The 24,905-nt window shown below is 49.6% G+C and carries 25 protein-coding genes and 1 pseudogene; 2 read left to right on the top strand and 24 right to left on the bottom strand.

Going from position 1 to position 24,905, the window contains the following annotated elements:
* Nucleotides 1-8 precede the first annotated feature (8 nt).
* From NIA71_RS18370 to argC, 22 genes and pseudogenes are all read right to left on the bottom strand, one after another.
* The gene (locus tag NIA71_RS18370) at nt 9-455 is read right to left on the bottom strand and encodes a EutP/PduV family microcompartment system protein (RefSeq protein WP_227754753.1); all 447 of its coding nucleotides are present in this window, start codon (nt 453-455) and stop codon (nt 9-11) included.
* Nucleotides 452-805 carry an ethanolamine utilization microcompartment protein EutS gene (eutS, locus tag NIA71_RS18365; RefSeq protein ID WP_253021162.1) on the bottom strand — a complete coding sequence of 118 codons (354 nt, stop codon included), beginning with the start codon at nt 803-805 and terminating at the stop codon, nt 452-454. Before eutS ends, NIA71_RS18370 begins: the two co-directional genes overlap by 4 nt.
* A 24-nt stretch (nt 806-829) precedes the next feature.
* Nucleotides 830-1,780: a choline TMA-lyase-activating enzyme gene (cutD, locus tag NIA71_RS18360; RefSeq protein WP_148395617.1), complete on the bottom strand. Its 951-nt coding sequence runs from the start codon at nt 1,778-1,780 to the stop codon at nt 830-832.
* 108 nt (nt 1,781-1,888) lie between these two features.
* Nucleotides 1,889-4,498 carry a choline trimethylamine-lyase gene (gene cutC, locus NIA71_RS18355; RefSeq protein WP_253021161.1) on the bottom strand — a complete coding sequence of 870 codons (2,610 nt, stop codon included), beginning with the start codon at nt 4,496-4,498 and terminating at the stop codon, nt 1,889-1,891.
* 69 nt (nt 4,499-4,567) lie between these two features.
* On the bottom strand, nt 4,568-6,058 hold the full coding sequence (locus tag NIA71_RS18350; RefSeq protein ID WP_227754755.1) for an aldehyde dehydrogenase family protein: 1,491 nt from the start codon (nt 6,056-6,058) through the stop codon (nt 4,568-4,570).
* Between the two features lie 41 nt (nt 6,059-6,099).
* Entirely contained in the window at nt 6,100-6,387 is a 288-nt protein-coding gene (locus tag NIA71_RS18345; RefSeq protein WP_265333430.1) for a BMC domain-containing protein, read from the bottom strand.
* A 54-nt stretch (nt 6,388-6,441) separates the two neighbouring features.
* Nucleotides 6,442-6,738: pseudogene (locus NIA71_RS18340) on the bottom strand (BMC domain-containing protein); the annotation flags it as partial.
* 73 nt (nt 6,739-6,811) lie between these two features.
* A complete protein-coding gene (locus NIA71_RS18335) occupies nt 6,812-7,078 on the bottom strand; it encodes a hypothetical protein (protein ID WP_148395613.1) in 267 nt (88 codons plus the stop codon).
* Nucleotides 7,079-7,083: 5 nt separating this feature from the next.
* Entirely contained in the window at nt 7,084-8,175 is a 1,092-nt protein-coding gene (locus tag NIA71_RS18330) for a hypothetical protein (protein WP_148395612.1), read from the bottom strand.
* 77 nt (nt 8,176-8,252) lie between these two features.
* Nucleotides 8,253-9,587 (bottom strand): MATE family efflux transporter, encoded by a 1,335-nt coding sequence (locus NIA71_RS18325; protein ID WP_148395611.1) that lies wholly within the window; start codon nt 9,585-9,587, stop codon nt 8,253-8,255.
* Between the two features lie 402 nt (nt 9,588-9,989).
* A complete protein-coding gene (locus NIA71_RS18320; protein WP_148395610.1) occupies nt 9,990-10,499 on the bottom strand; it encodes a EutP/PduV family microcompartment system protein in 510 nt (169 codons plus the stop codon).
* A 5-nt stretch (nt 10,500-10,504) separates the two neighbouring features.
* A complete protein-coding gene (locus tag NIA71_RS18315) occupies nt 10,505-10,888 on the bottom strand; it encodes a BMC domain-containing protein (RefSeq protein ID WP_148395609.1) in 384 nt (127 codons plus the stop codon).
* Nucleotides 10,889-10,903: 15 nt separating this feature from the next.
* Nucleotides 10,904-11,737, bottom strand: coding sequence for a MerR family transcriptional regulator (locus tag NIA71_RS18310; protein ID WP_148395608.1), 834 nt, complete (start codon nt 11,735-11,737; stop codon nt 10,904-10,906).
* Between the two features lie 17 nt (nt 11,738-11,754).
* Nucleotides 11,755-12,402, bottom strand: a complete 648-nt coding sequence (locus NIA71_RS18305) for a DUF4125 family protein (RefSeq protein WP_253021160.1) — start codon at nt 12,400-12,402, stop codon at nt 11,755-11,757.
* Nucleotides 12,403-12,453: 51 nt separating this feature from the next.
* The gene (locus NIA71_RS18300) at nt 12,454-13,395 is read right to left on the bottom strand and encodes a DUF4037 domain-containing protein (RefSeq protein WP_148395606.1); all 942 of its coding nucleotides are present in this window, start codon (nt 13,393-13,395) and stop codon (nt 12,454-12,456) included.
* Nucleotides 13,396-13,439: 44 nt separating this feature from the next.
* On the bottom strand, nt 13,440-14,258 hold the full coding sequence (locus NIA71_RS18295) for a tetratricopeptide repeat protein (protein WP_253021159.1): 819 nt from the start codon (nt 14,256-14,258) through the stop codon (nt 13,440-13,442).
* Between the two features lie 54 nt (nt 14,259-14,312).
* Nucleotides 14,313-14,615 (bottom strand): hypothetical protein, encoded by a 303-nt coding sequence (locus NIA71_RS18290; protein ID WP_148395604.1) that lies wholly within the window; start codon nt 14,613-14,615, stop codon nt 14,313-14,315.
* A 67-nt stretch (nt 14,616-14,682) separates the two neighbouring features.
* A complete protein-coding gene (gene sigG, locus NIA71_RS18285) occupies nt 14,683-15,453 on the bottom strand; it encodes an RNA polymerase sporulation sigma factor SigG (protein ID WP_148395603.1) in 771 nt (256 codons plus the stop codon).
* 106 nt (nt 15,454-15,559) lie between these two features.
* On the bottom strand, nt 15,560-16,729 hold the full coding sequence (locus NIA71_RS18280) for an acetylornithine/succinylornithine family transaminase (RefSeq protein ID WP_253021158.1): 1,170 nt from the start codon (nt 16,727-16,729) through the stop codon (nt 15,560-15,562).
* A complete protein-coding gene (gene argB / locus NIA71_RS18275; RefSeq protein WP_148395601.1) occupies nt 16,716-17,612 on the bottom strand; it encodes an acetylglutamate kinase in 897 nt (298 codons plus the stop codon). The genes NIA71_RS18280 and argB overlap by 14 nt, the downstream gene beginning before the upstream one ends.
* Nucleotides 17,613-17,624: 12 nt before the next feature.
* Nucleotides 17,625-18,842 carry a bifunctional glutamate N-acetyltransferase/amino-acid acetyltransferase ArgJ gene (argJ, locus tag NIA71_RS18270; RefSeq protein ID WP_227754760.1) on the bottom strand — a complete coding sequence of 406 codons (1,218 nt, stop codon included), beginning with the start codon at nt 18,840-18,842 and terminating at the stop codon, nt 17,625-17,627.
* 230 nt (nt 18,843-19,072) lie between these two features.
* Entirely contained in the window at nt 19,073-20,026 is a 954-nt protein-coding gene (argC, locus tag NIA71_RS18265; protein ID WP_253021157.1) for an N-acetyl-gamma-glutamyl-phosphate reductase, read from the bottom strand.
* A gap of 648 nt (nt 20,027-20,674) precedes the next feature.
* On the opposite strand from argC, the gene NIA71_RS18260 reads away from it, so the two are divergent.
* Entirely contained in the window at nt 20,675-20,998 is a 324-nt protein-coding gene (locus NIA71_RS18260; protein ID WP_253021156.1) for a hypothetical protein, read from the top strand.
* 107 nt (nt 20,999-21,105) lie between these two features.
* Here the strand turns inward: NIA71_RS18260 and NIA71_RS18255 are convergent, their stop codons facing one another.
* Together NIA71_RS18255 and NIA71_RS18250 are read right to left on the bottom strand one after the other, a co-directional pair.
* Entirely contained in the window at nt 21,106-23,217 is a 2,112-nt protein-coding gene (locus tag NIA71_RS18255) for an FtsX-like permease family protein (RefSeq protein ID WP_253021155.1), read from the bottom strand.
* The gene (locus NIA71_RS18250; protein ID WP_148395596.1) at nt 23,214-23,960 is read right to left on the bottom strand and encodes an ABC transporter ATP-binding protein; all 747 of its coding nucleotides are present in this window, start codon (nt 23,958-23,960) and stop codon (nt 23,214-23,216) included. The genes NIA71_RS18255 and NIA71_RS18250 overlap by 4 nt, the downstream gene beginning before the upstream one ends.
* A gap of 203 nt (nt 23,961-24,163) precedes the next feature.
* On the opposite strand from NIA71_RS18250, the gene NIA71_RS18245 reads away from it, so the two are divergent.
* Complete coding sequence (locus tag NIA71_RS18245) at nt 24,164-24,883, top strand: LytR/AlgR family response regulator transcription factor (RefSeq protein WP_332108586.1); 720 nt, start codon at nt 24,164-24,166, stop codon at nt 24,881-24,883.
* Nucleotides 24,884-24,905 lie beyond the last annotated feature (22 nt).

Genomic DNA, 24,905 nt, shown 5'->3' with positions numbered 1-24,905 from the left:
TAGACCCCTTACCTTTCTTTTAACTCTGATAAATAACGTTTTAATTCTTCAATGCCTGTTCCATTTGGAACACTGACCTTAAAATAAGGTTCTGCTGCTCCGATCATCTTCAGCTGCCGGATACAGACGGTTTCGTTCTCCGGAGCAAGGTCGCTCTTGCTGATGATCCCGATTACCGGGCATCGAAAGGCTCTTGCAAATCCGTGGGAGTAAACCTCCGCACATCTGGACTGGTCCACCAGCGCCAGCATGCACCATGCGTCCTGCGCCAAAGCAATCATATGTTTGTACATCCAGGCGTTTTCAATATACGCGCTGGGTACGTCGATGGTATTGGGCCCGTAGATCGTGTCCTGCGTCCGCCGAAGCGGCCCGTCGTAATCGTTGATGGCATTGACAAGCGTCGTCTTGCCGCAGCCCTTGGGTCCGACCACCATAATTCGCTTTTTTCTCATGTTCGTGTAATTGGTACGGTGGTAAAATCCAGCAGACTGCAGAAGGTTTCGGTGACAGCCTTGAGGGCGGTCTCCACGCTCTGCACGTCTCCGGAAATGACCACGGACCCTGTAAAACGGTCCAAAAATCCGATTTCCACGTCAGCAGTTTTGGTGGCAATGTCGGCCGCGATAATGGCGGTCTCATAGGGGGACAAAGTTAAAATTCCGATGGCGCCCCTGTCGTCGATCCCAAGCCGCTCGTAAATGTCGGACATGGGGGAGGCGATGACATGGGCAATGGTGACCTGTTTACCGGGCACCGATTCTTGTATGATGCGTTCCATCGCTTTTTCATTCATAATTCCCATAAGTTTTGCCTTTCTGCCGGGTTTCTAATGTCTGATGATTGAAACCGGAAAATCATACTCTTTGATCCAGCCTTCGATCCTGTCCAGGTCCTCATCGGTAAGGCTTGGGTCTCCGTCAATGGGATAATCCATGCCCAGCTGTTTGTACTTGTTGACTCCCAGCTTGTGATAAGGCAGCAGGTCGATTCCTTTAAAGTTTTTATAATCCCTGTAGGGCATCAAAAATTCGATCACGCCGCGTATTTCCGCTTCACTGTCGTTGATGCCTTTCAACATGGGCATTCTGATTTTTATGTTATATCGTTTGTGAAGAAGTTCTTTTAAGTTCTCCAGAATCATTTCATTGCGCACGCCGGTCAGCTCGAAATGCCGGTCCGGATCGATGTGCTTCATATCGAAGAGAAACAAATCCACAAACTCGGCGATTTTAAAAAGGTTCTCTTTTTTCGCATAACCGCAGGTCTCAATCGCCGTATTGATTCCCATCTGTTTACAGGCCATCAGCAGATTTGCCGCTGCCTCCGGCTGAGAAGTGACTTCCCCGCCTCCTAAGGTGACGCCTCCTCCCGACTGTTCGTAGAAAGCTCGGTCTTCCTCGACATATTCCAGGAGCTCGGAAATCGTATGCTGCTCACCGGCGATGGTCAAAGCCGAATATGCACAGGCATCTACGCACTGGCGGCAGCCCAGACAGTCGATGCTCCGATCGATGATGTGCTCGCCGTCCTTGGAAATGCTGTGTATTCCCGCCGGGCAGACAGGTACGCAGGCACCGCAGCCTACGCACGAGCCAGCCTTGAGCATGACCTGGTATTTTTTCTCCAGCCCTTCCGGGTTGGAACACCATTTGCAGCGTAGAGGGCATCCCTTGAAAAAGATCAGGGTACGGACCCCCGGCCCGTCATACATGTTATATTTTTGTTTGTTGAAAATGAACGCTTTTCTTTCGATCATATTCATATTGTTATCGCTCATCTCTGTCTCCTGCTTTCGGCTTCTTGCGGTTTGTTTGCCGCTGCCTGAAAATTAATTTGCTTTCTCAGGCAGCGTTATATGGGTTTAAAGCCAACTTGGTTTCTTGTTTTAGAGCTCTGTCAGCATGGTTCTGCTGATGATTTCATCCTGTACATCCTTGCACAGCTCTGTGAAGAAGGCGCTGTATCCGGCTACACGGACAACCAGGTCCTTATAGTTCTCAGGATGTTTCTGAGCATCGATCAGCGTATTGTTGTCCATGTAGTTGAACTGCATTTCGCCGTTGCCAAAAGCGCATGCCGTACGCAGCAGGGTGATAATGGCGTTTTCCCCTTCCTGGGTGTCCAGTAGCCCTGCCATCAGCTTGAAGTTGTGCACAAGACCGATGTTCATGTTATCGTTGGCCATCTTGGAAACCGACTTGATGATGGCCGTCGGACCCTTAAAGTCCGCACCCTGTGTCGGGCTGATTCCGTCGGAAAGCGGTGACCATGCGGCTCTTCCGCCTGCCGATGCGCCGGTCAGCTGACCAAACGGAGTGTTGTTGGAAATGGACAAAGTTCCGTGGCTCAGAGTCGAGTAGAGCGTCTTGTACTTTCTGTGCTCCATTTCTGTGAAATTGATCAGATCAGCTGCGATCAAGTCGGCATAATCGTCGTCATTGCCGAATTTCGGCGCTGCCAGGCAGTCTGCCTTGGCCTGGTCATATCCTACAAAGTCCGCTTTCAGGACTTCGTTAAGCTGCTGCAGGGTATATTTCTTATCATCGAATACCAGCTTTTTAATCGCTGCCATGGCGTCCGTATAGGTTGCCAGTCCCGACCAGATTACGCCAGGTCCGAAGTTATACATCGCACCGCCCGAGGAAACGTCCTTACCTTTTTCCATACATCCTTCATACATGATGGACATAAGCGGTTTTGGAGCCAGATCTCTGTGGACGCGCTGAGAAATAACCGTAGCCACACTGGTCCACTTTGTTATGTATTTGATCTGTTCCTTTACTGCGGCATCGAATTGTTCATATGTCTTGAACTGATCCAGGTCTCCCAGATCCGGTGTAACTTGTTTGCCATACCAGAGCGGAACACCGTGGTTCAGCACCAGTTCAATACAGATCGGCCACTGAGTATAGGCGGTTGACGTCCACTGATAGAGTCTGCCTGCTTTCTGCGGTTCAACGCATCCCATAAGGCAGTAGTCTCTGGCATCCTCAATGGAAACGCCCTTGGCCAGCATCATCTTGATATGAGTATCGTCGAAGTGACAGGCTGGGAATCCCATTCCGGAACGAATAACGTCTACGATTTTCTTTAGATATTTCTGCGGTGACTTGTTATGAATACGGCAAGCCAGCGAAGGCTGATAAATCTTTACGTGTCTTACGGCATCCATCAATAAGTAGGTCAGTTCGTTGGTTGCGTCCCGGCCGTCTCTTGTGATACCGCCCACGCACATGTTTACGAAAGGCTGGTAGCCTGCGAAGAACTTGGAACCGCCTTCGCTGGTGATCCACATCATCTCCGACATCTTGACCAGCATACAGCCTGCCAGATCAAACGCTTCGTAATTGGTCATCCTGCCGGAATCGATATCAGCCTTGTAGTATGGATACATGTACTGGTCCACACGTCCGATAGACATACCGGTCTGGTTTTCTTCAACCGGCAGCAGGGATTCGATCGTCCATACGGCCTGAATCGCTTCCCAGAAGGTTTCCGGTTTATGAGCCGGAACTTTGGCGTTGATTTCTGAAATTTTCTGCAGTTCGCATTTTCTGGTCGGATTGGTTTCTTTTGCAGATAATTCCGCTGCATACTGTGACATACGTCTGGCGTAGGCCATAACACCCTCTGTTGTTTCGATAACGGATTTATAGAAATAGATTTTATCCAGGTCATCCGGGTTCTCGTAGTCCAGCTGAGCCAGGTGATCCCTTGCTTCCTGCTGGATATCCAGCATACCTTTCTTCATCAGAATCACATCGTATCCAGGATTAGAGTCGCCGCCGCCGTTTACTGCGTGATATGAGCAGTCAGAAACAAAGGATTCTCCCGACAGTTCCCATACGCCGGCTTCGCGGTACTGACTCTCACAATATTCATCGACAGATTTTCCTTCCCAGAACGGAAACAGTTCTTCCCTCATATACTTCTTGTCTTCTTCGGAAATGTAAAACGGGTCCTGGGGACGCTTTCCGATGGTATCGATTTCATCTACCATCCATCTCCATGCGATGTCAGGGGAAAAGGCTCCTGCACGAGGTGCTCCGTTGGGTGCACCGACAATCAGCTCATTATCCTGAATAACCAGGGGGGCCGTTTCACAGCAGTAGCGGAAGCATTTTGCTCTCAGCAGGATTTTCGGCATTCCCGGGTTTTCCTTGGTGATTTTGGTAACGGCCCGAGCTCTATGTGTAGTGATGGACGGAACCTGTTCCAAGAAGTTTGCCTTTAGTTTTACCAGACGTTCGGTCGGACCTACCGGTACTCCGTCTTCATCCACCTCAGTGGTTGGCGCCGCTGTAGACGAATAATAAGCCGGGTGATCGCCGGTCGCTTTCGCTGCGCCTGTCGCCTGCGGAGGAACCTGAGCCGGTGTCATATTTGAAATATCGCCCGATACGGCTTCAAACATCTTCATCAGAGATGCGCGTTCTTCATCGGACATGTTTTGTGTAGCTTGTGCAAGCTTATTTGAAAATTCACGAATATCCAAAACTCTTACCTCTCTTCTTTCTTCAATACTCTAAAAAATAACCATTTCTATCACAAAGCATCTGCTGCTTTATCCCAGATTCTTCAGAGCCTCCTCCAGGATTTTCTGCAGCACCTGCAAGCTTTCATCGTTATTTGTGCCTGTGTTTTCAGCGCTTTGCGCCTTGGCTGGGCTGCCCTGGGGAATTCCCAGGCCGATCTCTTCGATCTGCCTTACTCCATATCCGACTTTTCTGATATAAATCAAATTCATCGGTGAAACGTTATCGGAGGTGATTCCCTTGCCGGCCGATCCGCTTCCCAGGGTCATAGCCGGGAACAGATTGGTGGTCGCTCCCATGCTTCCGAAGACTGCCGGCGTGTTCACCAGCATTCTGCCCACTGGTTTTTTGAGGGCGAACTGGCGGATTACTTCCGGATCCTTGGAGTGGATGACCAGCGTATGTCCGTGACGCTCTGACAGGAGCAATTCAATACATTTCTCACAGGCATGCATCCAGTCGTCTTCAATGTAGTAGGCCAGTACCGGGCAAAGCTTTTCTCTGGAGTAAGGGTTGTTTTCCGATACGTATTTCTGCTGGGAAATCAGCACCCTGGTGCCATTTGGCACCGCAAACCCTGCCCGCTTTGCCAGCTCGGCCGCGGTTTTACCCACCAGCTCCGGATTGGAACTGCCGTCGGGATAGTAGAACATCCGTCCCAGCAGGTCCGCCTCCTCATCGGTCATGAAATAAGCGCCTCCTGCAACCAGCTCCTGTCTGACTTCTCCGGCAATACAGCTGTCAACCACGATTGATTGTTCGGCAGCGGATACCACGCCGTTATCAAAGGTCTTGCTGGCGATGATATCAGAAACAGCCTGGCGGATGTCGGCGGTCCGTTCGATAAAGGCAGGACCGTTGCCCGTGCCTCCATAGATCACCGGCTTTCCCGATTGGTAAGCCGCATCCAGCATACCCGGTACTCCCGTATCCATGACCAGCGATGTGCATCTGTGATTCATCAGCTCTATGGTTCCCGCCGGTGTAACCGTATGCAGATAGGTCAGCGCTCCTTCCGGAAGGCCGTACCCTTCGGCGGCCTGGATCAGAATGTCCAGCGTCTTGCCGATGGTTTCTTTCGCCCTGGGATGGGGTGAAAAAATCACGGCATTTCCAGCTTTGATTGCAACCAGCGCCGTATAGATTGTCGTCGATACCGGGCTGGTGGCCGGAACTAGGGATGCGATCACTCCTACTGGAACGCCCACATCCATCATCTGTTTTTCTTCGTCTTTCTTGATAATGCCCACACACCGCATGCCCCGCAGCTTTGTCGGCAGATACTCACAGGCAAACCGATTTTTTATGTATTTATCCTGCCATATTCCATAATCGGTCTCTTCACTGGACATCACGGCCAGCTCTTTGGCATGCTTGGCGATTTCTTCCGCCATGCGCTCCGTGATCTCGTCCAGCTTTTCCTGGGGAAAGGTGGCCAGCGTCTGCTGTGCTTCATGTGCGTTCTCCGCCAGGATACGAGCTTCTTGGATGGAGAGCAAATCGTAATCAATTATATTCATTTGCATCTCTCCTTTTCTTTCCTCGTTTTCGAAACGATTTATTATTCAGTATAAGGAAGTAGTTTTTCCATATCATACTGGCTGGTAATTTTTTTCAGATCCTCGTGGGGTCTTGCAATAACAATCGAGCTGTAAACTTCGGTTCCCAGTTCTTCGACTGCTTTAATTCCTGCTTCTACTGCTGTTTTGCAGGCTCCAACGTCACCTTCTACCAGCGCTGAGATATATCCGGAAGCGGTATTTTCAAATCCTACCAGCTCTACGTCCGCAGCCTTGCACATAGCATCAGCCGCTTCGATACAATAGACGATTCCAAAGGTTTCAATCATTCCCAACGCTTCTGTCTTAATAGCCCCCGGTTCTAATAATTTTTCGTCGCACTGGGTGTCAATGTCATAAATGGATACCACATCGCCGATGGGTTTGATCGGACGGGGAATCACATCGGTAGCAGTCAGTTTGCCGATGGCCTCTGCTGCCTGAGCGCCTGCCTTGATTGAAGATTTGACAGCTGCCACGTCTCCTTTGATGAACATGGTTACCAGGGTGGAACCTACGTTTTCATAGGAAAGCAGTTCAACCTCGGCAGCCTTCAGCATCTTGTCGCATGCTTCCAGAGCAGGAACCATTCCCACTGTCTCCAGCATGCCAAGCGCCTGTTCTGCATAATATCTTGCCATAACAAGAATCTCCCTTCTTCATGTAATATTGCGGGGAAGCCTTGGCCGCCCCGCAGCTTATTTAGTGATGTAATTAGTCTTTGATATAACTGTTTATTGCATCGATGCCGTCCTGAGGGGCACGATAATAAATAACCAGGTTACCCTTTTCATCCAGGTCGACCCTGCTTTCTTCAATCAGGCCGTTGGATGCAGCTGTCATCAGCGCTTCATCCATTTGTTTGTCCTTGAACGCCCGGAATCCGCTGTAATCAGCCTTCAGCGCTTCCTGAACATCTGCTCTGCAGGCTTCAACGCCTGACGCAAAATATTTTAATATTGCAAAGTTCAAAGGTTTCATACTGTTTATGCCTCCTTCCTTGATGCTCTATCCTGTGAAATAGCCAGGATAACAATACCGATTACCATTACGATGGCTCCAACCCATCCCTGCCATGGGATCGCGTAGCCTTCGGTACCAAAGATCAATCCGCATACGATGAAGCACCAGAATGGTCCCCAGAATGCATATGTACCGTTGCAGCCCATGCCCAGCGCTGCGCCGCACATGGAAGCGCCTTTGTACCAGAACTTGAAAGAGAAGGATGCAAATACACCGCCGATTACAAACATCCAGATGGATGGAGCATCTACCAGCGCCTGGCCCACAAGAGCAAGTCCGGAACCGATTCCGTCTCCGCCGATCAGGGAAAGGAAGCTGACGAGGATTACCCCGTTGATCAGACCGGATGTGCACTGACGAATAACGATCGCTACTTCGTAGTCAACCATGCTGCATGCGTATCCGCCGACAGCGCCTTCGATCCCCCAGCCCAGTGCCGCGCAGAAACCAGCGATGATACCGATGATCGTTGTTGCGCTGAATCCAACGCCGCCTTCAAATCCTGTGCTTCCGATAAGAACGGCAGCGCCGAAGCAGACTACGATACCGCAGATCATGCCGCCGGATAGGGCTTGTTTGTAAATAATTCTGCCGATGATTGCTCCGATTGCCGCGTTCAGTGCCGCGATGGGGATGATGATGGAACCAGCCATCTGCAGGCCTACTACGTAAGCCGTGGATGCCAGCGGTCCGCCGATGATCGCTGCCACGATCAGAATCTTACCAGGCTTGGAACGCAGGGATCTTCCGAAATCTCCCAGTCTGCCGATGATAGCCGCATAGATGATGGACCATACGGCGGAGCAGATGTCGTTAACAGCTGCGCCTGCGGAACTGAGGGTGTAGACCAGCGCAAACGCGGACAGCGTGCTGGCTGGGCCGTACCAATCCGCCCACACGCCTGTGGCCATACCCTGTGTCATGAAGGCGGTGTAGCCTCCGTACAGGAAACCGGACATCAGCGCGATAAAGATACCTTTGATTCTGAATGACTTTTCCATTTGTCGTTTTGCTTCCAGAGCACCTGCTGGTGCACTCATAGCTCTCTCACTCATAAGTTTCTCCTCTCATACTTTAAGATAATTGCTGCTTTATATTCAAATTGAATAACTGCCTGTATTTATAGGAATCGTCAATCGCAGCATTCCGCCGCATTGTCCATTGTAGTATTTCTTTCTTTCTTACCTCTGGTCTTTCTGCTCATAATCAACCCCAAAACTGCCAGGATTGCCTGTGTAACCGGAACCGAGAACCAGACTCCGGTGATCCCAAAAATCTGCGGAAGTACGGCGCTGGCCAGAATTCCCACTAAAACCAACTCTCCATATATGAGGATGTATGCGTTCAGGTTCTTGTTTTCCGCATAGAAGCAGGAAGTTCTCACCCTTAAAAAGCCGATGAAGAGAAAGCCAAAGGTGAAAATCGGCAGGGCCACAGATACATCCTCGATTCCCTGTGCTCCCATTCCGAAGAAAATGGCGATTGATCTGCGCAGTACGATCAAAAGACTCATGAATACTGCCGCCAGAATCTCTGCCATCACGTAGGCCATGCGCCTTAATTTTTTTACCGCAGCCTCATCTCCTACACCGTAGTATTGGCTGATCAGCGGCTGGGATCCGTCTCCCACGCCCTGCAGCAGCATCTGTACGATGTATACCACATAGCAGACGACCGCATAACAAGCCGCTGCTCCGGCTCCTCCATGTATAATTGCATTCTTGTTGATAATGATCAAAATAATATTGGGCGATAAGGTCAGGCCAAAGGGCGATGCCCCTACCAGCAGGACTTCCTTGAGTTTCTTCAGTTCCGAAGCCCGTTTCATATAGCCGAACAACTTTTTTTCTTTGAGGAGGAATACCAGGCTTGGAACGATGGCCAGCCCCTGGCCGCATACCGTAGCAGCTGCTGCGCCAAACATTCCGTAACCCAGTATAGCGATGAACAGCCAGTCTAAAAGAACATTGGCCGCAAATCCCAGTACCATGGAAATCATGGCAATCACCGCTCCGTTGTAATTTCGTACGATCGGCACCAGCCCGGTGCCAATAATCTGAAACATCGTTCCGTATATAATCCAGCGTATGTATTCACTGCCCAGGTCCATGATCTCGCCCGACGCTCCGAAAAAGTGAAGGATATTAGGATAAAACGCATACATGGCGATCAGTTCCACAATACCAACGCCGATCAAAAGACCCATGGTAATTCCCAGATATTCTCTCTGGGCCTCCGGTTCCCGCTTGCCTCTGCTGATGGAAATAAGGATGGCTCCTCCCATTCCGATTCCCGTACCCGTAGCCTGAATCAAGGCCGTGATTGGATACGCGATGTTGATGGCGGCCAGACCTGCCTCGCCGATATTATTTCCAATAAACCATCCGTCGACGATCGAATATACCCCTGAAAACGCAAATGCGATCATGGATGGTATTACATAGCGGAAAAATTCTTTGTGCAGCATGCCTACTCCTTTATTCCTGACACATACCCGGTTGTCTAACAGCAACTTTCTTTTGCGAAACCGTATCCGAAAATCTCTCTAATCGTTAACTTCTTAACAGGTCATCCCCTACCCCTTTCTTTCAGCTCAAAGTATATCCCATACTCTATAGAGGAATGTCAATAGCAAATTTTTTTGTTATATTAGAGCATTTTAGTTCAAGATTATTGTGGAATGAAAGCAAAAAAGTGTTTTTTGGACTCAATTATTTGCTTTTAAAAATCGTCTGAATTTTCTAATAAAATTCGTCGTATAAATGCTCCCGACCAAAAAAGAACAGGGCTGCGGCGGTCCGATTCCGCTGCAGCCCTGTTCTTTTTTCGTTTTTGATGCTCCCGCAACTTTTGCTTTATTTTTTTCAAATCAAACATTCCCCTTAAGGGAACCCTTTTTTTGCCACAAACGTTCATCCTGCTCTTTGGCCTCTTCCCAGGGGAGGACATCGCCCTCTTCCTTCAAGTACTCCAAAAGCTCCGCGATTCCTTCTCCTGTGTAGGCACTGACAAAGAAAATTTTTTCACATCCCGCCAGGCGCAGCCACTGGGCGGCCTGCTTGGGACTTCCCATAGGATGTTCAATCTTAGTGACGATGCCCACCACCTCCCGGTTGCAAATGGAGCATACATTAGGCGGATACAGAGAAAATGGCTCAATAGAACTGAGCAGCAGTCCCACTACATCCGCTTCGTAAGAGTAGACGGCCAGAGCGCCGCCTAACGTCTTTGTTTCCGCATATTCCCCCGGCGTGTCGATGATCACGTCGTAATTGTTGACATACTGGGTCTTTTGATAGGTGATGGTTTCTCCCTTCAAAGCCTGTGTAAGGGTCGTTTTACCCGCTTCACTGCGTCCGATAAAAATAATCTTTCGCATAAGGATTACCTTCTGGTAATGTCGCAGACCGCATAGCCCAGATCGTCCCGAAAGTAAGTCACGATTTCATTGATGGCCGTGTCCACCTCTGACAGGCGTCCGGTAATAATCAGGGTGCCGCTGAACCGGTCCACAAATCCCAGATAAACGTCGCCGGCCTTGATGGAAATATCACTGGCAATGACCGCCGACTCGGGCGGACTCATGTTGAGAATACCGATGGCTGAATTGGCAAAATCCACCTCCGGATTCAATCCTAATTTTTTATATACAATGGGTCTGGGCCCTCCGATCACATGGGCCAGCGTAATCTGTTTTCCTGGGACCAGTTCTTGTATGATCCGCAGTCTGCCCTCCGCGTCCTGGGGCAGTAAATCTTTTATGTCCATTTTTTCCTCCTCTGCCTATCTTGTCACTTTAATCAATACTTCTGTGACGAATTCTTCCGCATTGCGAATGGTCCAGTAATCGGTCACATATCGCTCGATGGAATCCTCGGCGCACTGGTACCCGTGGGCATTGGCCCATTTAAAGATTTTCTCATATGTATCGTTTATTGTCTCGTGGGGACCGATATGGTAGCAGGAAGCCGCCATGTGCCCTCCCAGAGTCATGGTGGGATTGTCACCGCAGTCAGTAATGATCTTCTGCAGGATGCGGACCCTGGTCCGCTCTTCGGCCATCTTTTCCCGGTAATTGGGAAACCAGTGAATCACTGGACCGGTTATGGCCCGGTCAATTTCTTCCAAATAGTTGGTCCATTCAATATTGATGACGGATTGCATATAATTATAGCTGAACTCCTGCTCCAAGTAGCAGGTGGTCATGGGATCCTGGTATTTGATGGAGACTTCTGTAACATCGTTTTCGATAACGCTTTCCGCTTCCAAAACCAGATCGTACCAGTCCCGCACGGAAGTATAGGCGATATGGATTTCTTCCTCCATCAACTTCAATTCGTCGATTTTTGCGCGGAATCCCTTCTCATGGGCCTGATAGGAACTTCCCTCCAGAAAGTCCCGCATCTCTTCCAGCTTAAATCCCATTTGTTTGAAATATTTAATAACCGGCACCGAAAGCAGCGTCTCTTTGCTGTAAAATCGGTAATTGTTTTCCTCAGAAATTTTATCCGGGGAGATGATGCCGATTTTATCATAAAAGCGCAGCGCTTTTTTTGAAATGTTGCAGATTTTACTCACTTCTCCGATGGAATAATACTCCTGTTCTTTTGTAGACATTCCTTCCTCCTAGATTCTTAACGGCTTTTGCTTCTCAGGCTTGCTTCTGCTTCTTCCAGGCTTTTGTATCCATAAAATTCCGCAGTGGTTTTGTGGATTTGAAAGGATACGTTTTCCTTCCTTTCGCACGCGCTGCGGACAGCCTCCAGATAAAACTGCAGGGTCCGCTGGGAGTAAGTTTTTAGTTCTCCGATAGTATACACATGAAAGGACACATTGCTCCCATCGGTTCCCGTAAGTGGCCTCCCCGCTTTTGCAAAAACCGGATAGGCGGCTTCAAACTCTTGTTCACAGCGGATCAGCAAATTGGCGATCCGGTCCACCAGATCGGCCTTTTCCGGTGAAATGGGCGGCAAATGCTCCTTCAATCGATGGTCAAAATAGGCCGGATCGGTGAATTCCATCATATAAGCGTATTTTTCTGTCAGCAGGTTGCGTCCGTCTCTGTCCGCCTCCTGCAAGTCCTGCCGGTAGCTTTTCAGTGTATCCATGTCCAAGGCGCTGTGCAGGCTGTACCGCATGGCATAAAAAGTCCATTCGTCGTCCTGGCAGCCTGCCCGGCCTCCCTGATTTTGGACTTGGTCGAACATCCTCCACTCGGCTTCGATGATGCTGTTGATTAAATCATCCTTTTGACCGTTTTTTCGTTTTATTTCTTCTCTCATGCCTTCCTCCTAACTTGAATGTCCTCCGGGCCAGGCCCGATAACCGTTCGTTCACAATTCGCAATCCGCCATGATATGGAGATTTTTCAAACGGGTGTCACGGATGCCGGACATTAGTTCCTGCCCGTGGCTCTGCAAAAAGCTGTCAGTGGTGCGGGTAAAGCCCCGTTTGTTGAGTTCCCGCCCCGTCTCAATGCAGATGTTTTCGATCAGCCATTCCTTTTTACCGCGGTGCTCTGTGGCATCATTAAGCATCACCAGCTCTTTCAGATCGTGGAGGGCATTTTGCAGAATGCGCAGATCCTGCGCCCCGCGAAAGGCCCATTTATAAAAGGGCATGTATTGTTCGTTCAAAAGATAGATCACTGACAGAGCCGCCCGCGCGAATTCGCCGCAGGCCAGATAGGCAGCGTGGAGTTCTCCCCGTTTCATGCATCTGGGATAGTTGTACTGACCGGATTGGGCCATGATGACCGTTCTGGCGGCCAGCTTTTTCTTAAGTACATCCTCAGGGTAAAAGCCTTTCAGCGTGCTGCGAATTTGTGAAAAAGTTCCCGGCTGGTCGAAGAAAACCTGCCCGTTGGTGGCTGTGGCTAAAAAACGCTCCGGTATTCGAAACCATTCCAGATTGTCCTTGGGCGCTCCAGACAGCCCGGTGTATTTTCTGTAAAAGCTTTCAATGGAGAACACGCCTACCCGGCCGCCCCCCTGGGCCGACTGAATACGCCTCATACCCCGGTATTCTTTGGGCAGAGCGTCATAGGCCTGCTGGAGCTGTGCTCCCATCTGCCGGTAGATCGGATCGGGCAGCCAGATGCAAAAACCCGGTCCGAAATCATGGTCCTGGGAAAATTCGTCGTCATAGCCGAAACACTCGGAGCCTTCTCCCACCAGACCTGCTGCCATCTGTTCTTTATATGGAAAAAACTGGCTCTCGATCATCGGTTTTCCGTATTCCTCAAAATATGCTTTGGAAAGTTCCATTCCTTTCATAAATCTCCGTTCCTTTCGTTTTCATCTGCCTGCAAGTATGACTGTTAACGGGGCTGCTGCAAGTTTTCCCGTACCCGCTGAAGGTTGCGGGCTATCAGCTCGTAGTAAGGTGTTTTCCCAAAATCCCGTTCGATCAGTTCCAGCGCCTTTGCATAATATTTTTCCGCCAGAAGATAATTTTTCTCGCAGTAAAAGACCTCCCCCAGGCTGGCGTTGGCCGCGGAATAGTGGACGTCTTTGCCGCCGGTGTTTTCCTCGTAGATTTTCAAGGCGGCGAAAAGGCTCTCTTTGGCCATTTCCAGTTTGTTTTGGCGGATCTGCAGTTCGGCCAGGTTCACGTAGGTCGTGGCCAGCTCTCCTTTAAATTGGGGAAGCCCCTTGATAATGCGAAATGCGGTGTCCAAGGCTTGTTCTGCTTTTGCATATTCCCCCAGCTCCCGGTAAATGGCGCTGATGTTGTTGCACAAAGCCGCCATTCGGTAGTCTCCGCCCAGTCCGCAGTCCAATAGAATCTGCTCTGCCTGCAAAAACAGCTGCAGCGCCTGCGGGTACTCTCTGGCATTGATATGTACATCTCCAGTATTGATGAGCGCCGTCGCATAATGCTCGGTAGAGGAAAGGCCCATCCGCTCCAGATTGTTTAAAACATTTTTGTAAAGCTCCCTGGCCCGGTCCAGCTCCCCGGCAGCTCTGCACAGGCCGCCCAGTTCGTTGGCCACCGCTGTCATCCCGGAAAGGTCGTTTTTTTCTTCTGCTGCATTGAGCCAGCTTTCCAAATAACGCTTTGTTTCCAGACTGTTCTTTTTCTCGAACATGATGTCCAGCCCGTTGTAAAATTCTTGTAAATTTACTCTGTCGTCCATCGAAAATCCCTCCTGAAATTGTTTTCTTAGTATAGACCTTTTGTCCACCGTAAGTCAAGAGGGGCGGCCTGGGGTTTTTGGTTTGTCAGCGCGGGCGCGTCCGGCAGTAGGGGAACTTTTTGGTTTACCATAATGAAAGCGATCGTTTTTCATTAAAAACAGTGTAAATTTTGTGGGTTTGCGGGCTTGAAATCTCCCCAAATATGAATTTTCAAGGATTTTGACACAATTTGACCCCTGAAAGCCTTGGAAAGTTACACTAATTTTGGGGAAACCAAAAATTAGTGTAAGGCAAGGCAAATGCGCTTTTACACGGGCGGTAGGATGGATCTTTCCTAGAATAAAAAAAGTGTGCATAATGGAGGCCAAACCTCCTATGCACACTTTACGCCCCGCAGAAGGGCGGCGCTTTACAAGGTATATTCTACACATATTTTCGCATGTACTTCAATGCGTTCTTTTCCAGCCTGGACACTTGCGCCTGGCTGATTGAAATTTCTTCCGCCACCTCCATTTGGGTCTTTCCTTCGAAAAACCGCATGGTTAGAATGTTCCGTTCCCTGGGCGAAAGCTTTTTCATCGCTTCGGACAGAGAAATATTTTCGATCCATTTCGCATCGGTATTTTTCATGTCCTTGACCTGGTCCATCACGTAGACCGCATCGCCGTTATCATGAAAGACCGGTTCGAAAAGTGAAATCGGGTCCTGGATCGAGTCCAGAGCCAGCACCACATCTTCCCGTTTCATTTCCAGCTCCTTGGCGATCTCCGTCACATTGGGTTCCCGCTGCAGCTCCCTGGACAATTTTTCCTTGGCCTGCAGCGCCTTGTACGCTGTGTCGCGCAGGGATCTGGATACCCGGATGCTATTGTTATCTCTCAAGTACCGTCTCACTTCTCCGATAATCATCGGCACCGCATAGGTGCTGAATTTGACTCCGTGGGAAGTATCAAAATTATCCAGAGCTTTGATCAGTCCAATGCATCCCACCTGAAACAGATCGTCCGGGTTTTCTCCCCGGTTGTTGAACCTCTGGATCACAGAAAGTACAAGACGCAGATTCCCTTTTATAAATTCTTCCCTTACCTCTTCATCTCCAGCCTTGACCTTTTCGATCATTTCCATCATCTCTTTGTCTTTGTAGCGCGGCAGTTTCGCCGTGTTGACACCACAAATTTCAACCTTGTTAGCCATAAATAAGGTCCTCGCATCCTCTTTGCTCCCCTAAAGCATTTGGTGCTCATCCTGCATACCTTATTTATGCGCAAACTAAGGCGGTTTTATTCTGTTTGGCTGAAAACTATTTTAAGACATCTTCCAAGATTTTTAGACCTTTGTCTATTTCCTCGTAAGTGATGGTAAGAGGCGGCAAAAGCCTGATTTTATCTTTGGCCGTCAGGCTCATCAAGCCTTTTTTCAGGGCTTCAGCAACCGCGGTTTTCGCTTCTTTCCCCTTGATCTCGACACCAAGCATCAATCCCAGCCCCGATATGGAGACGACCGCGGGGATGGCATTCAACTTTTTTTTCATATATTCGCCTTTTTCCGCAACTCCTTTGAGAAAGGCATCATCCATGCGGTCCAGCACTTCCAGCGCCCCGGCGCATGCTACCGGATTGCCTCCGTAGGTCGTGCCGTGGCTTCCCGGTCCCAGCACATCGCAGACCTTTTCGCCGAACAAAGCGCCGCCGATGGGCAGGCCGCCGCCGATGCCTTTGGCAAAGGTTACGATATCCGGTTTTATACCGTACTGTTCATAAGCAAACAAGGTGCCGGTCCTTCCAATTCCTGTCTGTACTTCATCCACGATCAAAAGCATATCCTTCTGGCGGCAGAGGGATTCCACTTCCTGAAGGAATTCCTTGTTCAAGTTGACCACGCCGCCTTCTCCCTGAACCACTTCCAGCATGATAGCACAGGTTTTATCGTTGATGGATTTATGCAGATCGTCGATATCATCCGGTTTGCAGTAGGAGAAGTTGCCCAGGAACGGGTAAAAATCCTTATGGTAATTTTCCTGTCCGGTAGCCGTAATGGCCGCCATGGTGCGACCGTGAAAGGAGTTTTCCAGGGTTGTGATCCAATTAATATCATTGCCGTATTTATTATTGCTGTACTTTCTTGCCGCTTTAATGGCCACTTCATTAGCCTCTGCTCCGGAGTTGGAGAAAAAAACTTTGCAAAGTCCGGTGCGGGCAGTCAGTATCTCCGCCACCCGAGTCTGGGGCTCAGTGTAGAACAGGTTGGACACATGCTGTGATTTCTTCAGCTGCTTTGTCACCGCCCTGACCCATCCATCGTCGCAGAATCCCAGCGAATTGACGCCGATTCCCGCTGTAAAATCGATGTATTCTTTTCCTTCTTCATCCACGCAGACCGCGCCTTTTCCGTGATCCGCCACCATATCGTATCGGGCATAAGTGCCAACGATCTTTTCCTGATCCGTTGTCTTTATATCAATCTTCTTCATTGTAATATTTCGCCTCTCTTTCACACAAAATCGCCGTACCGGCGCCCCGGTCGGTAAAGATTTCCAAGAGCATGCTGTGCGGGATACGCCCATCTAAGATATGCACTCTTGAAACCCCCTGGCGGATGGCATCGATACAATTTTTCAGTTTGGGCAGCATGCCGCCCCCGATATATCCGTCCTCGATGAGTTTTTCCGCCTCATTTACATAGAGCTCGGCAATCAAAGTCTTTGAATCGCTGGGGTCCTTGTAAACGCCGTCGATGTCCGTTAGAAATGCCAGCTTTTCAGCGCTGACTTCCTTGGCGATGGCGCAGGCTGCATCGTCGGCATTGATATTGTATGTCTGAAAATCATCATCCATGCCCACTGGAAATACGATGGGCAGAAAATCCTTTTCCAGCAGATCGTGGAGGACTTTAGCGTTGACCTCTTTGATCTCTCCCACATAGCCGATATCCTGGCCATCGGAGGTTTTTCTGGTCACATTGAGCAGGCCGCCGTCCTTGCCGCTGATCCCTACTGCCTTGACGCCCAGGGATTGAACCAGGCTCACCAGTTCCTTGTTGACCTTGGCAAGAACCATTTCCACCAGCTCCATCGTATCCTCGTCAGTGACACGAAGTCCGTTGATAAACTGCGGTTCCATGCCCACTTTTCCGACCCATCTGCTGATTTCTTTGCCGCCTCCGTGGACGATGATCGGTTTGAAGCCGACCAGTTTGAGCAGCACCACATCTTCGATGACTTTTTTCTTCAGTTCCTGGTCCAGCATAGCGCTGCCGCCGTATTTAATAACGATGATTTTCCGGTTAAAACGCTGTATATATGGCAGCGCCTCGATCAATACCTCTGCTTTATCCAAATATTTCTGACTTACCACTTTGGCCCTCCTCTAAGAACGGTAGTCTCCGTTTATTTTAACATAATCATAGGTCAAATCACAGCCCCATGCTGCGGCTTGTTCTTGTCCCTGATTGAGATTAACATCTATTTTAATTTCCGTTTCCGACAGGATCTCCGCCGCTTTTTCTTCGCTGTGGGGATACAGGGCGGAATGCTCACAAACCTTGATGCTGCCTTTCTTCGAGCTCATCTCTACGGTAATATCGTCGGCGCTGAAATCCGCCGGCGCGTAGCCAATGGCGCAGAGAACCCGGCCCCAGTTGGCATCTTCTCCGAACATAGCCGATTTGAGCAGGTCCGAGCTGATGACGGATTTTGAAAGGCTCCTGGCAGTTTCTTTGTCCGGGGCTCCCGTCACCTGACATTCGATCAGCTTGGTGGCTCCTTCACCGTCGGCGGCCAGCTTTTTGGCCAGTACCTTTGTGACCATGGCCAGAGCCTTGCAGAACTGCTTGAAGGCCTCTCCGTCTTCCTTGATTTCCGGGTTGCCGCAGAGTCCATTAGCCATAATCGCTACCGTGTCATTGGTGGAAGTATCGCCGTCAACGCTGATTTGATTGTAACTGTCTTTTATATCCTGGGAAAGGGCTTGCTGAAGCATGCTGCTGGAAATAGCCGCGTCGGTTGTGATGAAGGAAAGCATGGTCGCCATGTTAGGGTTGATCATGCCGCTGCCCTTTGCGGTTGCTCCGATGCGGCAGGTTTTCCCGCCCAGTTCAAACTCCACAGCGCACTCCTTGGAAACGGTATCCGTGGTCATAATCGCTTCTGCTGCCAGGGTTCCGCCTTCATAACTGAGGGCTTTTACCAAAGGCTTCATCCCTTTTTCAAAGGGCTCCATGATCAGCTCTTCGCCGATGACCCCAGTGGAGCAAACGATAATATTTTCAGCCTTGATGCCTATGTGCTCCGCCGCTAAATCGCAGGTTTTTTTTGCGATTTCCACGCCGTTTGGAGCACAGGTATTGGCGTTTCCGCTGTTGCAGATCACAGCTTTTGCTTTGCCATCTTTCAGATGCTCCCTGGTGACTGCAATCGGTGCTCCCTTTACTTTGTTCTGGGTATAGACTGCTGCTGCCGTGCACAGTTCATCGCTGACGATCAGCGCCAAATCTTTCTTATCCGTATTCTTGCTTCTGATTCCGCAATGTACACCTGCGGCCTGAAATCCTTTCGGTGCGCACACCCCTCCATCTATGTATTGCATGTATTCTCCTTCCTTTTATCCATGAGTTGTTTATAGTATAGGAACTATCCTATACTTCAAAGAACGTACCTTGCGAAGCGTCGCTGCTTGTCAGCGACATGTGTGCGTAGGAATCATCTTTGATTCCGTCATGCACACGTTTTTTATAATACAAGAAATATCAATTGCGTGGCATTTCCTGTATTTCAAAAAAGTTTACCTTATGAAAAACGGTTCCGATGGAAACTTTTTTATAGTAAACCGGTCGTTTCATCCAGTCCGATCATAATGTTCATGCACTGAACCGCAGCGCCGGAGGCTCCTTTTCCCAAATTGTCCAGACGGGAGGCTACCAGTACCTGGTCATCATTTCCGCAGACAAAGATCTCCATCAGGTTGGTCCCGGCTAATGAATTGGCCGGCAGAAATCCGTCCTCCAGTGTCTTGCCGCCGCCCGGCTCTCTGACTTTGACAAACTTGCATCCTTGGTAATGGACTGCCATTGTCTCATGGATTTGCTCCAGCGTAAAGGGCTTTGTCAGGCATCTGGTATGGAGGGGAACCGATACCACCATGCCGCTGTAGTAGTCGTCCACAATGGGGTTGAACATGGGCCTGTATTCCAAACCGCAAATCTTCTGCATTTCCGGCAAGTGTTTGTGGGTTTGACTGAGGGCGTATTGGCGGGGCGAATAGCACGCCTCCGGTTTTTCATCGCTCTCCATGACTGCGATCATCTTTTTTCCGGCGCCGCTGTAGCCAGACACTCCATGGCAGGTGAGCGGGTAATCCGTCGGCAGAATCCCGGCCTTGACCAGAGGATACACGCAGGCGATAAAGCCGCTGGCATAGCAGCCGGGTACAGCGACCCTTTTTGCTGTTTCAATGCGCCGGCGATGATCTTCAGAAAGTTCCGGGAATCCGTATGCCCAGTCGGGGTCCGTTCTGTGGGCGGTAGAAGCATCGATAATCCTGGTGCGGTTGTTTTCCACCAGCGCCACGGCTTCTCTGGCCGCCGCGTCGGGCAGACAGAGGAAGGTAATGTCCGATTGGTTGATCAGCTTCTTTCGCTCCTGGGGATCTTTGCGTTTTTCTTCATCAATATGTAAAAGTTCCAAATCCTGGCGGCCGGCAAACCTTTCGTGGATTTTCAGGCCAGTGGTTCCTTCTCCGCCGTCAATGAATATTTTGTAGCTTTGTTTCATCCCTATTCTCCTCGTCGTCTTACATGCTTTATCCGATGAACAAAGTCGGCTCCGCTCTATTCTTAAAGGAAGCAGGCTTTGTTGGTACTCCGAAAATATTGCTTATGATATTTCCGGCAAAATAAAAAATATACATCCTATAATAAACCTTTCCTGTGTAAAAATCAATAGTTTTTTGGCATTATTATTATGTTGGATGTATATTTATTCGAATTTGTATGTATATACGCTATATCTCAACGTTTCGGACTTTTATTTGTGAATAAATCACAAATTTAATTGTGGGTTTTTGGGCGATTTATCTAAAATAGTTTCCCTTATTTGCCGCCGCCGCAACAAAGTATTATGATTCGCCGCAACTTTGTTTTGGGTTTATTCAATTTATATACGTATTTGGGATCGCCGCCTTTTTTTCTGCACGTCCATGTGTCCGGGGCTGGTGTCTCACTTAAATGTAGAAGCTAAAATGCCGGCGAGGGAAAAAATTTCGCCATTTCTATTCGAAACCGGCCTTTTGGCAGACAAAGTGTATAGAAAATCGCGCTCCAGGCCAGGTTATCCCGGTTGTTGTATGTGGCTAACCGCATATAAGTTGCTTGTATGCGCAAGAGTTAAGCAAACCAATCCTGCTGATCCTCTCAGCAGGCTGTGAAAACAGCAAAATGCCCTGATTTTCTATGGACATTGCATCCAAATCAGGGCATTTCGAATAGGAATCGGCGAAAAAAGTGTTTTTGGCCATTAAGTCGGCCGGCCGGCCCGCCGCGGGCCGGGGCCGAAATGGTGAGAGGGCTGGCGCATGGCAAAGTAATCTGCTTCATGCGGCTGCCGTTGCTCGGAGCCTATAATTTTTTTGCCATGACGAAAAAATTTCACGATATTCAACTTTGCGGCAATGCCGCACTCAATGGAGAATATCGTATAGTATTTTTACCATTTAATACGGCGTTGCCGCGGGGTAAAAAATACTGAATCTTGCTGCGACGTGGCTTGCAAGGTATAAAAACAATACACATCCACTAATAGCCAGGAAGGACCCCCGGCAGCTTCCGGCCCCCTCGATGCTCCGGCCCCTTATCCTAACCTTTCGCGATCCCCAGCTGATGACGCATCTTGGCGCAGGTAATACGGTAAACCGCGAATACAATCAGGCCGAAGAGAACTTCCACTCCCAGGCACACGCCCAGTCCGGCGATTTCGCTTTTGGAAAAGCCGCCGTCATTGGCATACATGATCATTATATAGAGCAGATACATCATGGACATGCCCACGATCGCCGGAACCGTAAACACCTTGCCGGCCTGGCTTCTCAGCTCTCTGCCCAGGAACTTGGGGGACGCGCCCAAGCGCTTCAAATCATCAAAAACATAGTGATTATTGATGGCAATGGTCATGCACCGGGTGTAACAGATCACCAGAGCCGACAACATGCAGATGATCGCGATAAATAGGAACATCATCAAGAATACGGCAAAGGTCTTCATGTAATCGTTTTGGTCCATTATTCTGATTTTCGGCATATATGCCCAATACTGGCGGAATTCTGTGGAGTCCGGATTATCGAAGGACAGCCGGGTCATTTCATCCGTATCGCCCCAATAGACCTCTCCTTTTTGATTGCGGCTGTATTTATAGACACGGTCATAAACGCTGTTTGTCGGCTCTTCCTCATCCATAGAATCGATAAACCCATGGTAAAGTTCTCTGGCAAAGCTGTAATCGTCCTCTCCTTTGATGTTGAAAAAGGCTGCGCCCTCTTTCCACTCGCCCGCAAGCCCTTTGGATATGGCTGCGTAGTCCCGGTCGTCCAGAACATAGTAAGTACGGTCCGATCCGATGTAGAGTATCCCGTAGGGCACGACGCCTCCATACTCCACCGCAATTTGCTTTTTCGTCGTCATATTGGTCAGCAGACCGGTATCCTTTCTGGCGTAGAGCGCATTACCCTCATTATCACCGACGGTCATGTACTGCCCACGCGGGACCTCCGCTTTTTTCCCGGTCACCCTGGAAAAATCGCTTTCGGAAAAAAATCGCCCTTCCGAAAGAAACTCTGTATACTCTATATGAAACTTCTGTCCTTCGTCCTCCACTTCTTCCTGGCCGTCCATCCCCAGGGCAATGTAGGCCGCCTTCTCATAATCCTTTATGGCCAATTCCCGCTTTTCCGCCATGGCTTCGATGTTTTCCCGTTCCGCAAAGTGGTTTCCCTGCGGATAAAAAAAGGCGTAATCGTAAGGTCTGGAATTGGTTTCGAGGATCTGTCCGGTGCCCATCATGGGAAGATAGAACGCGCCGAAGCAGGCGCCTGCAATGAGAACCGTTACTACCAACATATTGTTGACCGTCTGCCGGCCCTGGAACTTCATCATGCTCCTGGATATGATCCCCTTGTAATGACTCCTGCGCTGCCGCCAGCCATTGACCACAGTATGGAGAAGGATCATATAAAGCCCCAAAAGCACCGGCGCATAGAGAACATTGAGCCACTCAGGCGCATATGCCTGGAAGAGTTGTTTGTAGATGCCGCTTGCGCTGTATCCCACAACTGCGCCGATCAGCAGGATCACGATCCCCAAAATGCCGCACTTTCTCCCTACCTGCCGTACCGGCTCATTCTTGTGTTCTTCGTGAACCACGTCCATGATATTGGTCCGGTTGAGATAGCGGATACCCAAAATAATGGCCGCGCCGATGACCAGCGCCATGAATAAGACCGAAAGCAGCAGACAGGAAAAGTCAAAGGTCAGTTTCATTTCCGCGCTGTCCACCACAAGCAGGCGGAAAGCCTGCCAGATCAGCCACGCGAAGGGCATACCACAGACTGTCCCTGCCAGTGCGGAAAGGCCGCTGACGATGGCAGTTTCTGAAATCACTCCCGGGGCCAGCCGCTGCTTGGATGCTCCTAGAGCCATCATGATCCCGATTTCCTTGGACTTTTTCCGAAAGAACAGCCCTGCGGAATAAATGGTAAAGACCACACAGCCCACACAGGCCAGGACAAAAATGGCGATCATCTGTTTTCGGCTGTCTCCCCCTTCCGGAAGCACGCTCAGCACAGTGGGTGAAAACATCATCGCCGAATATGCCGTGATCAGCATTAAGGAAATAAAATTGCAAAAAGCATAGAGGGAATATTGTTTTCGGTTGTGTTTTCTTAATTTTCTCTGTATCGCTTTCATGGTCATCATTTGGTATCACCGCTCATTTCCTTAATCGCAAGCAGCAGCTGATCGTGGAACGCTTCCCGGCTCTCGCCCTTTTCCATGTTCCGATAAACAGTCCCATCCTGCAGCAAGACCACCCGGTCGCAGAAGGACGCGGAAAAACTATCGTGGGTCACCATCAAAATGGTGGCATCCAGCTTGTTGATCGCTTCCCGGAAAGATTCGATTACCGCCCGGCTGGATTTGCTGTCCAGGTTTCCTGTCGGTTCATCGGCAAGGATCATCAGCGGATTGTTGATCAGCGCCCGGGCCACCGCGGTCCTCTGCCGCTCCCCGCCCGACACGTCGGCAGGAAATTTATCCTTGATATGCTCGATTCCAAAGATGTTCAAAAGGTCATCGGCCAGCTTCTCTTCCTTCTTCCCCACATTGCCGTTGATGATGCTGGGCAGCAAAATGTTTTCCCGGATATTGAGTCCGTCCAGGAGCATGAAGTCCTGAAAAACGAACCCCAGCTTTTCATTGCGCACCTTCGCCAGCTCCTCCTCGCTGAGATTTTTCAGCTCCCGGCCGCCGAGGACGATCTTTCCCTCATCAAAGGGAATATAGCAGGAAATACAGTTGAGCAGCGTGCTCTTTCCCGAACCCGACGGCCCCATAACGGCCACGAACTCTCCCTGAGCGACGGACAAATTGATCCCTTTCAGCACCGGGTAGGTTTCCCGGCCCACCATATAGGACTTGCGCAAATCTTTTACATGCAGCATATTCTAACTCTCCTTTTTCTCTGTTTTGATGTCCTTACCTTACCACAGAAAAACAGCTGCAGAATCTGCCGTGTCATAGATTGCAGATTGGGTGTAATCTTTGGAATCTGCCTTGCAGGCTTTGCAAAGTTTTGTTCTTTTCATGTAAAATTCAGCATCTTTGTGCTATACTCATACTCAGAAAATATAGAGGGAAGGATGGAATGAATATGCTGAGAATCGCCTTGTGCGACGATGAAACAAAGGCAAGAGACGCCCTGCGCTTTCAGCTGGAAAAAATTCTTTATGAAGGAGTGGAAAGCATTGTGTATGAATTCAATTCGGGGAAACGAGCCGCAAGCTGGCTGGCCAAACACCCCGGAGAAATTGATCTGCTGTTTTTAGATGTGGAGATGAAAGAACAGAGCGGCATGGAAACAGCTCTGGAAATTCGCAAGTTCAACCGGAAGCTTATGATCGTTTTCGTCACCGGTTACCCGGACTACGTTTTTGACGGCTACCGCACCGGGGCCCTGGATTACATCCTCAAACCCGCTGACCCGGAAAGGCTCCGTGAGCTGATGGAGCGGATCCGCCGCATGGAGCAGGAGCAGGCAGATGCCTTCTTTGCTTTTCACAATATTGACGGGACCTTTAAGCTGGCCTGCAGGGACATCCTCTACTTTTACAGCGAAAAACGGCTCGTTCACCTGGTTACTGCTGAAAAAGAATACACCTTTTACGACAAACTGGACCTTGTGGCGGCAAAGGTGGGAAACGATTTTGTGCGAATCCACCAGCGCTATCTGGTAAATGCTTCCGCGGTGGAACATATTTCCGCATCCGCAGTCACCATCTCAGGAATCCAGCTTCCCATGAGCCGGGCACTGAAAGAAGAAGCCTCCAAAAAACTGGCCCGCGCCATGCTGGGAGGTGCGTTCTGATGTTTCTGACTCACCCCATGAA

The organism is Ihubacter massiliensis (assembly GCF_024125305.1).
Taxonomy (GTDB): Bacteria; Bacillota; Clostridia; order Peptostreptococcales; family Anaerovoracaceae; genus Hominibacterium; species Hominibacterium faecale.
This window is presented reverse-complemented; position numbering and strand designations above follow the sequence as displayed.

Bases quoted from the DNA above. Each gene is read 5' to 3' on its own strand.
- cutD (WP_148395617.1), bottom strand. From the start codon at position 1,780: ATGAGCGATAACAATATGAATATGATCGAAAGAAAAGCGTTCATTTTC.
- sigG (WP_148395603.1), bottom strand. From the start codon at position 15,453: ATGGCTAACAAGGTTGAAATTTGTGGTGTCAACACGGCGAAACTGCCG.
- eutS (WP_253021162.1), bottom strand. From the start codon at position 805: ATGGGAATTATGAATGAAAAAGCGATGGAACGCATCATACAAGAATCG.
- NIA71_RS18320 (WP_148395610.1), bottom strand. From the start codon at position 10,499: ATGCGAAAGATTATTTTTATCGGACGCAGTGAAGCGGGTAAAACGACC.
- NIA71_RS18335 (WP_148395613.1), bottom strand. From the start codon at position 7,078: ATGAAACCTTTGAACTTTGCAATATTAAAATATTTTGCGTCAGGCGTT.
- argJ (WP_227754760.1), bottom strand. From the start codon at position 18,842: ATGCAATACATAGATGGAGGGGTGTGCGCACCGAAAGGATTTCAGGCC.
- NIA71_RS18290 (WP_148395604.1), bottom strand. From the start codon at position 14,615: ATGCACACTTTTTTTATTCTAGGAAAGATCCATCCTACCGCCCGTGTA.
- NIA71_RS18255 (WP_253021155.1), bottom strand. From the start codon at position 23,217: ATGATGACCATGAAAGCGATACAGAGAAAATTAAGAAAACACAACCGA.
- NIA71_RS18315 (WP_148395609.1), bottom strand. From the start codon at position 10,888: ATGGACATAAAAGATTTACTGCCCCAGGACGCGGAGGGCAGACTGCGG.
- NIA71_RS18325 (WP_148395611.1), bottom strand. From the start codon at position 9,587: ATGCTGCACAAAGAATTTTTCCGCTATGTAATACCATCCATGATCGCA.
- NIA71_RS18280 (WP_253021158.1), bottom strand. From the start codon at position 16,729: ATGAAGAAGATTGATATAAAGACAACGGATCAGGAAAAGATCGTTGGC.
- NIA71_RS18370 (WP_227754753.1), bottom strand. From the start codon at position 455: ATGAGAAAAAAGCGAATTATGGTGGTCGGACCCAAGGGCTGCGGCAAG.
- argC (WP_253021157.1), bottom strand. From the start codon at position 20,026: ATGAAACAAAGCTACAAAATATTCATTGACGGCGGAGAAGGAACCACT.
- NIA71_RS18310 (WP_148395608.1), bottom strand. From the start codon at position 11,737: ATGTCTACAAAAGAACAGGAGTATTATTCCATCGGAGAAGTGAGTAAA.
- NIA71_RS18245 (WP_332108586.1), top strand. From the start codon at position 24,164: ATGAATATGCTGAGAATCGCCTTGTGCGACGATGAAACAAAGGCAAGA.
- NIA71_RS18295 (WP_253021159.1), bottom strand. From the start codon at position 14,258: ATGGACGACAGAGTAAATTTACAAGAATTTTACAACGGGCTGGACATC.
- NIA71_RS18330 (WP_148395612.1), bottom strand. From the start codon at position 8,175: ATGAGTGAGAGAGCTATGAGTGCACCAGCAGGTGCTCTGGAAGCAAAA.
- NIA71_RS18345 (WP_265333430.1), bottom strand. From the start codon at position 6,387: ATGATTGAAACCTTTGGAATCGTCTATTGTATCGAAGCGGCTGATGCT.
- NIA71_RS18350 (WP_227754755.1), bottom strand. From the start codon at position 6,058: ATGAATATAATTGATTACGATTTGCTCTCCATCCAAGAAGCTCGTATC.
- NIA71_RS18305 (WP_253021160.1), bottom strand. From the start codon at position 12,402: ATGAGAGAAGAAATAAAACGAAAAAACGGTCAAAAGGATGATTTAATC.
- NIA71_RS18300 (WP_148395606.1), bottom strand. From the start codon at position 13,395: ATGAAAGGAATGGAACTTTCCAAAGCATATTTTGAGGAATACGGAAAA.
- NIA71_RS18250 (WP_148395596.1), bottom strand. From the start codon at position 23,960: ATGCTGCATGTAAAAGATTTGCGCAAGTCCTATATGGTGGGCCGGGAA.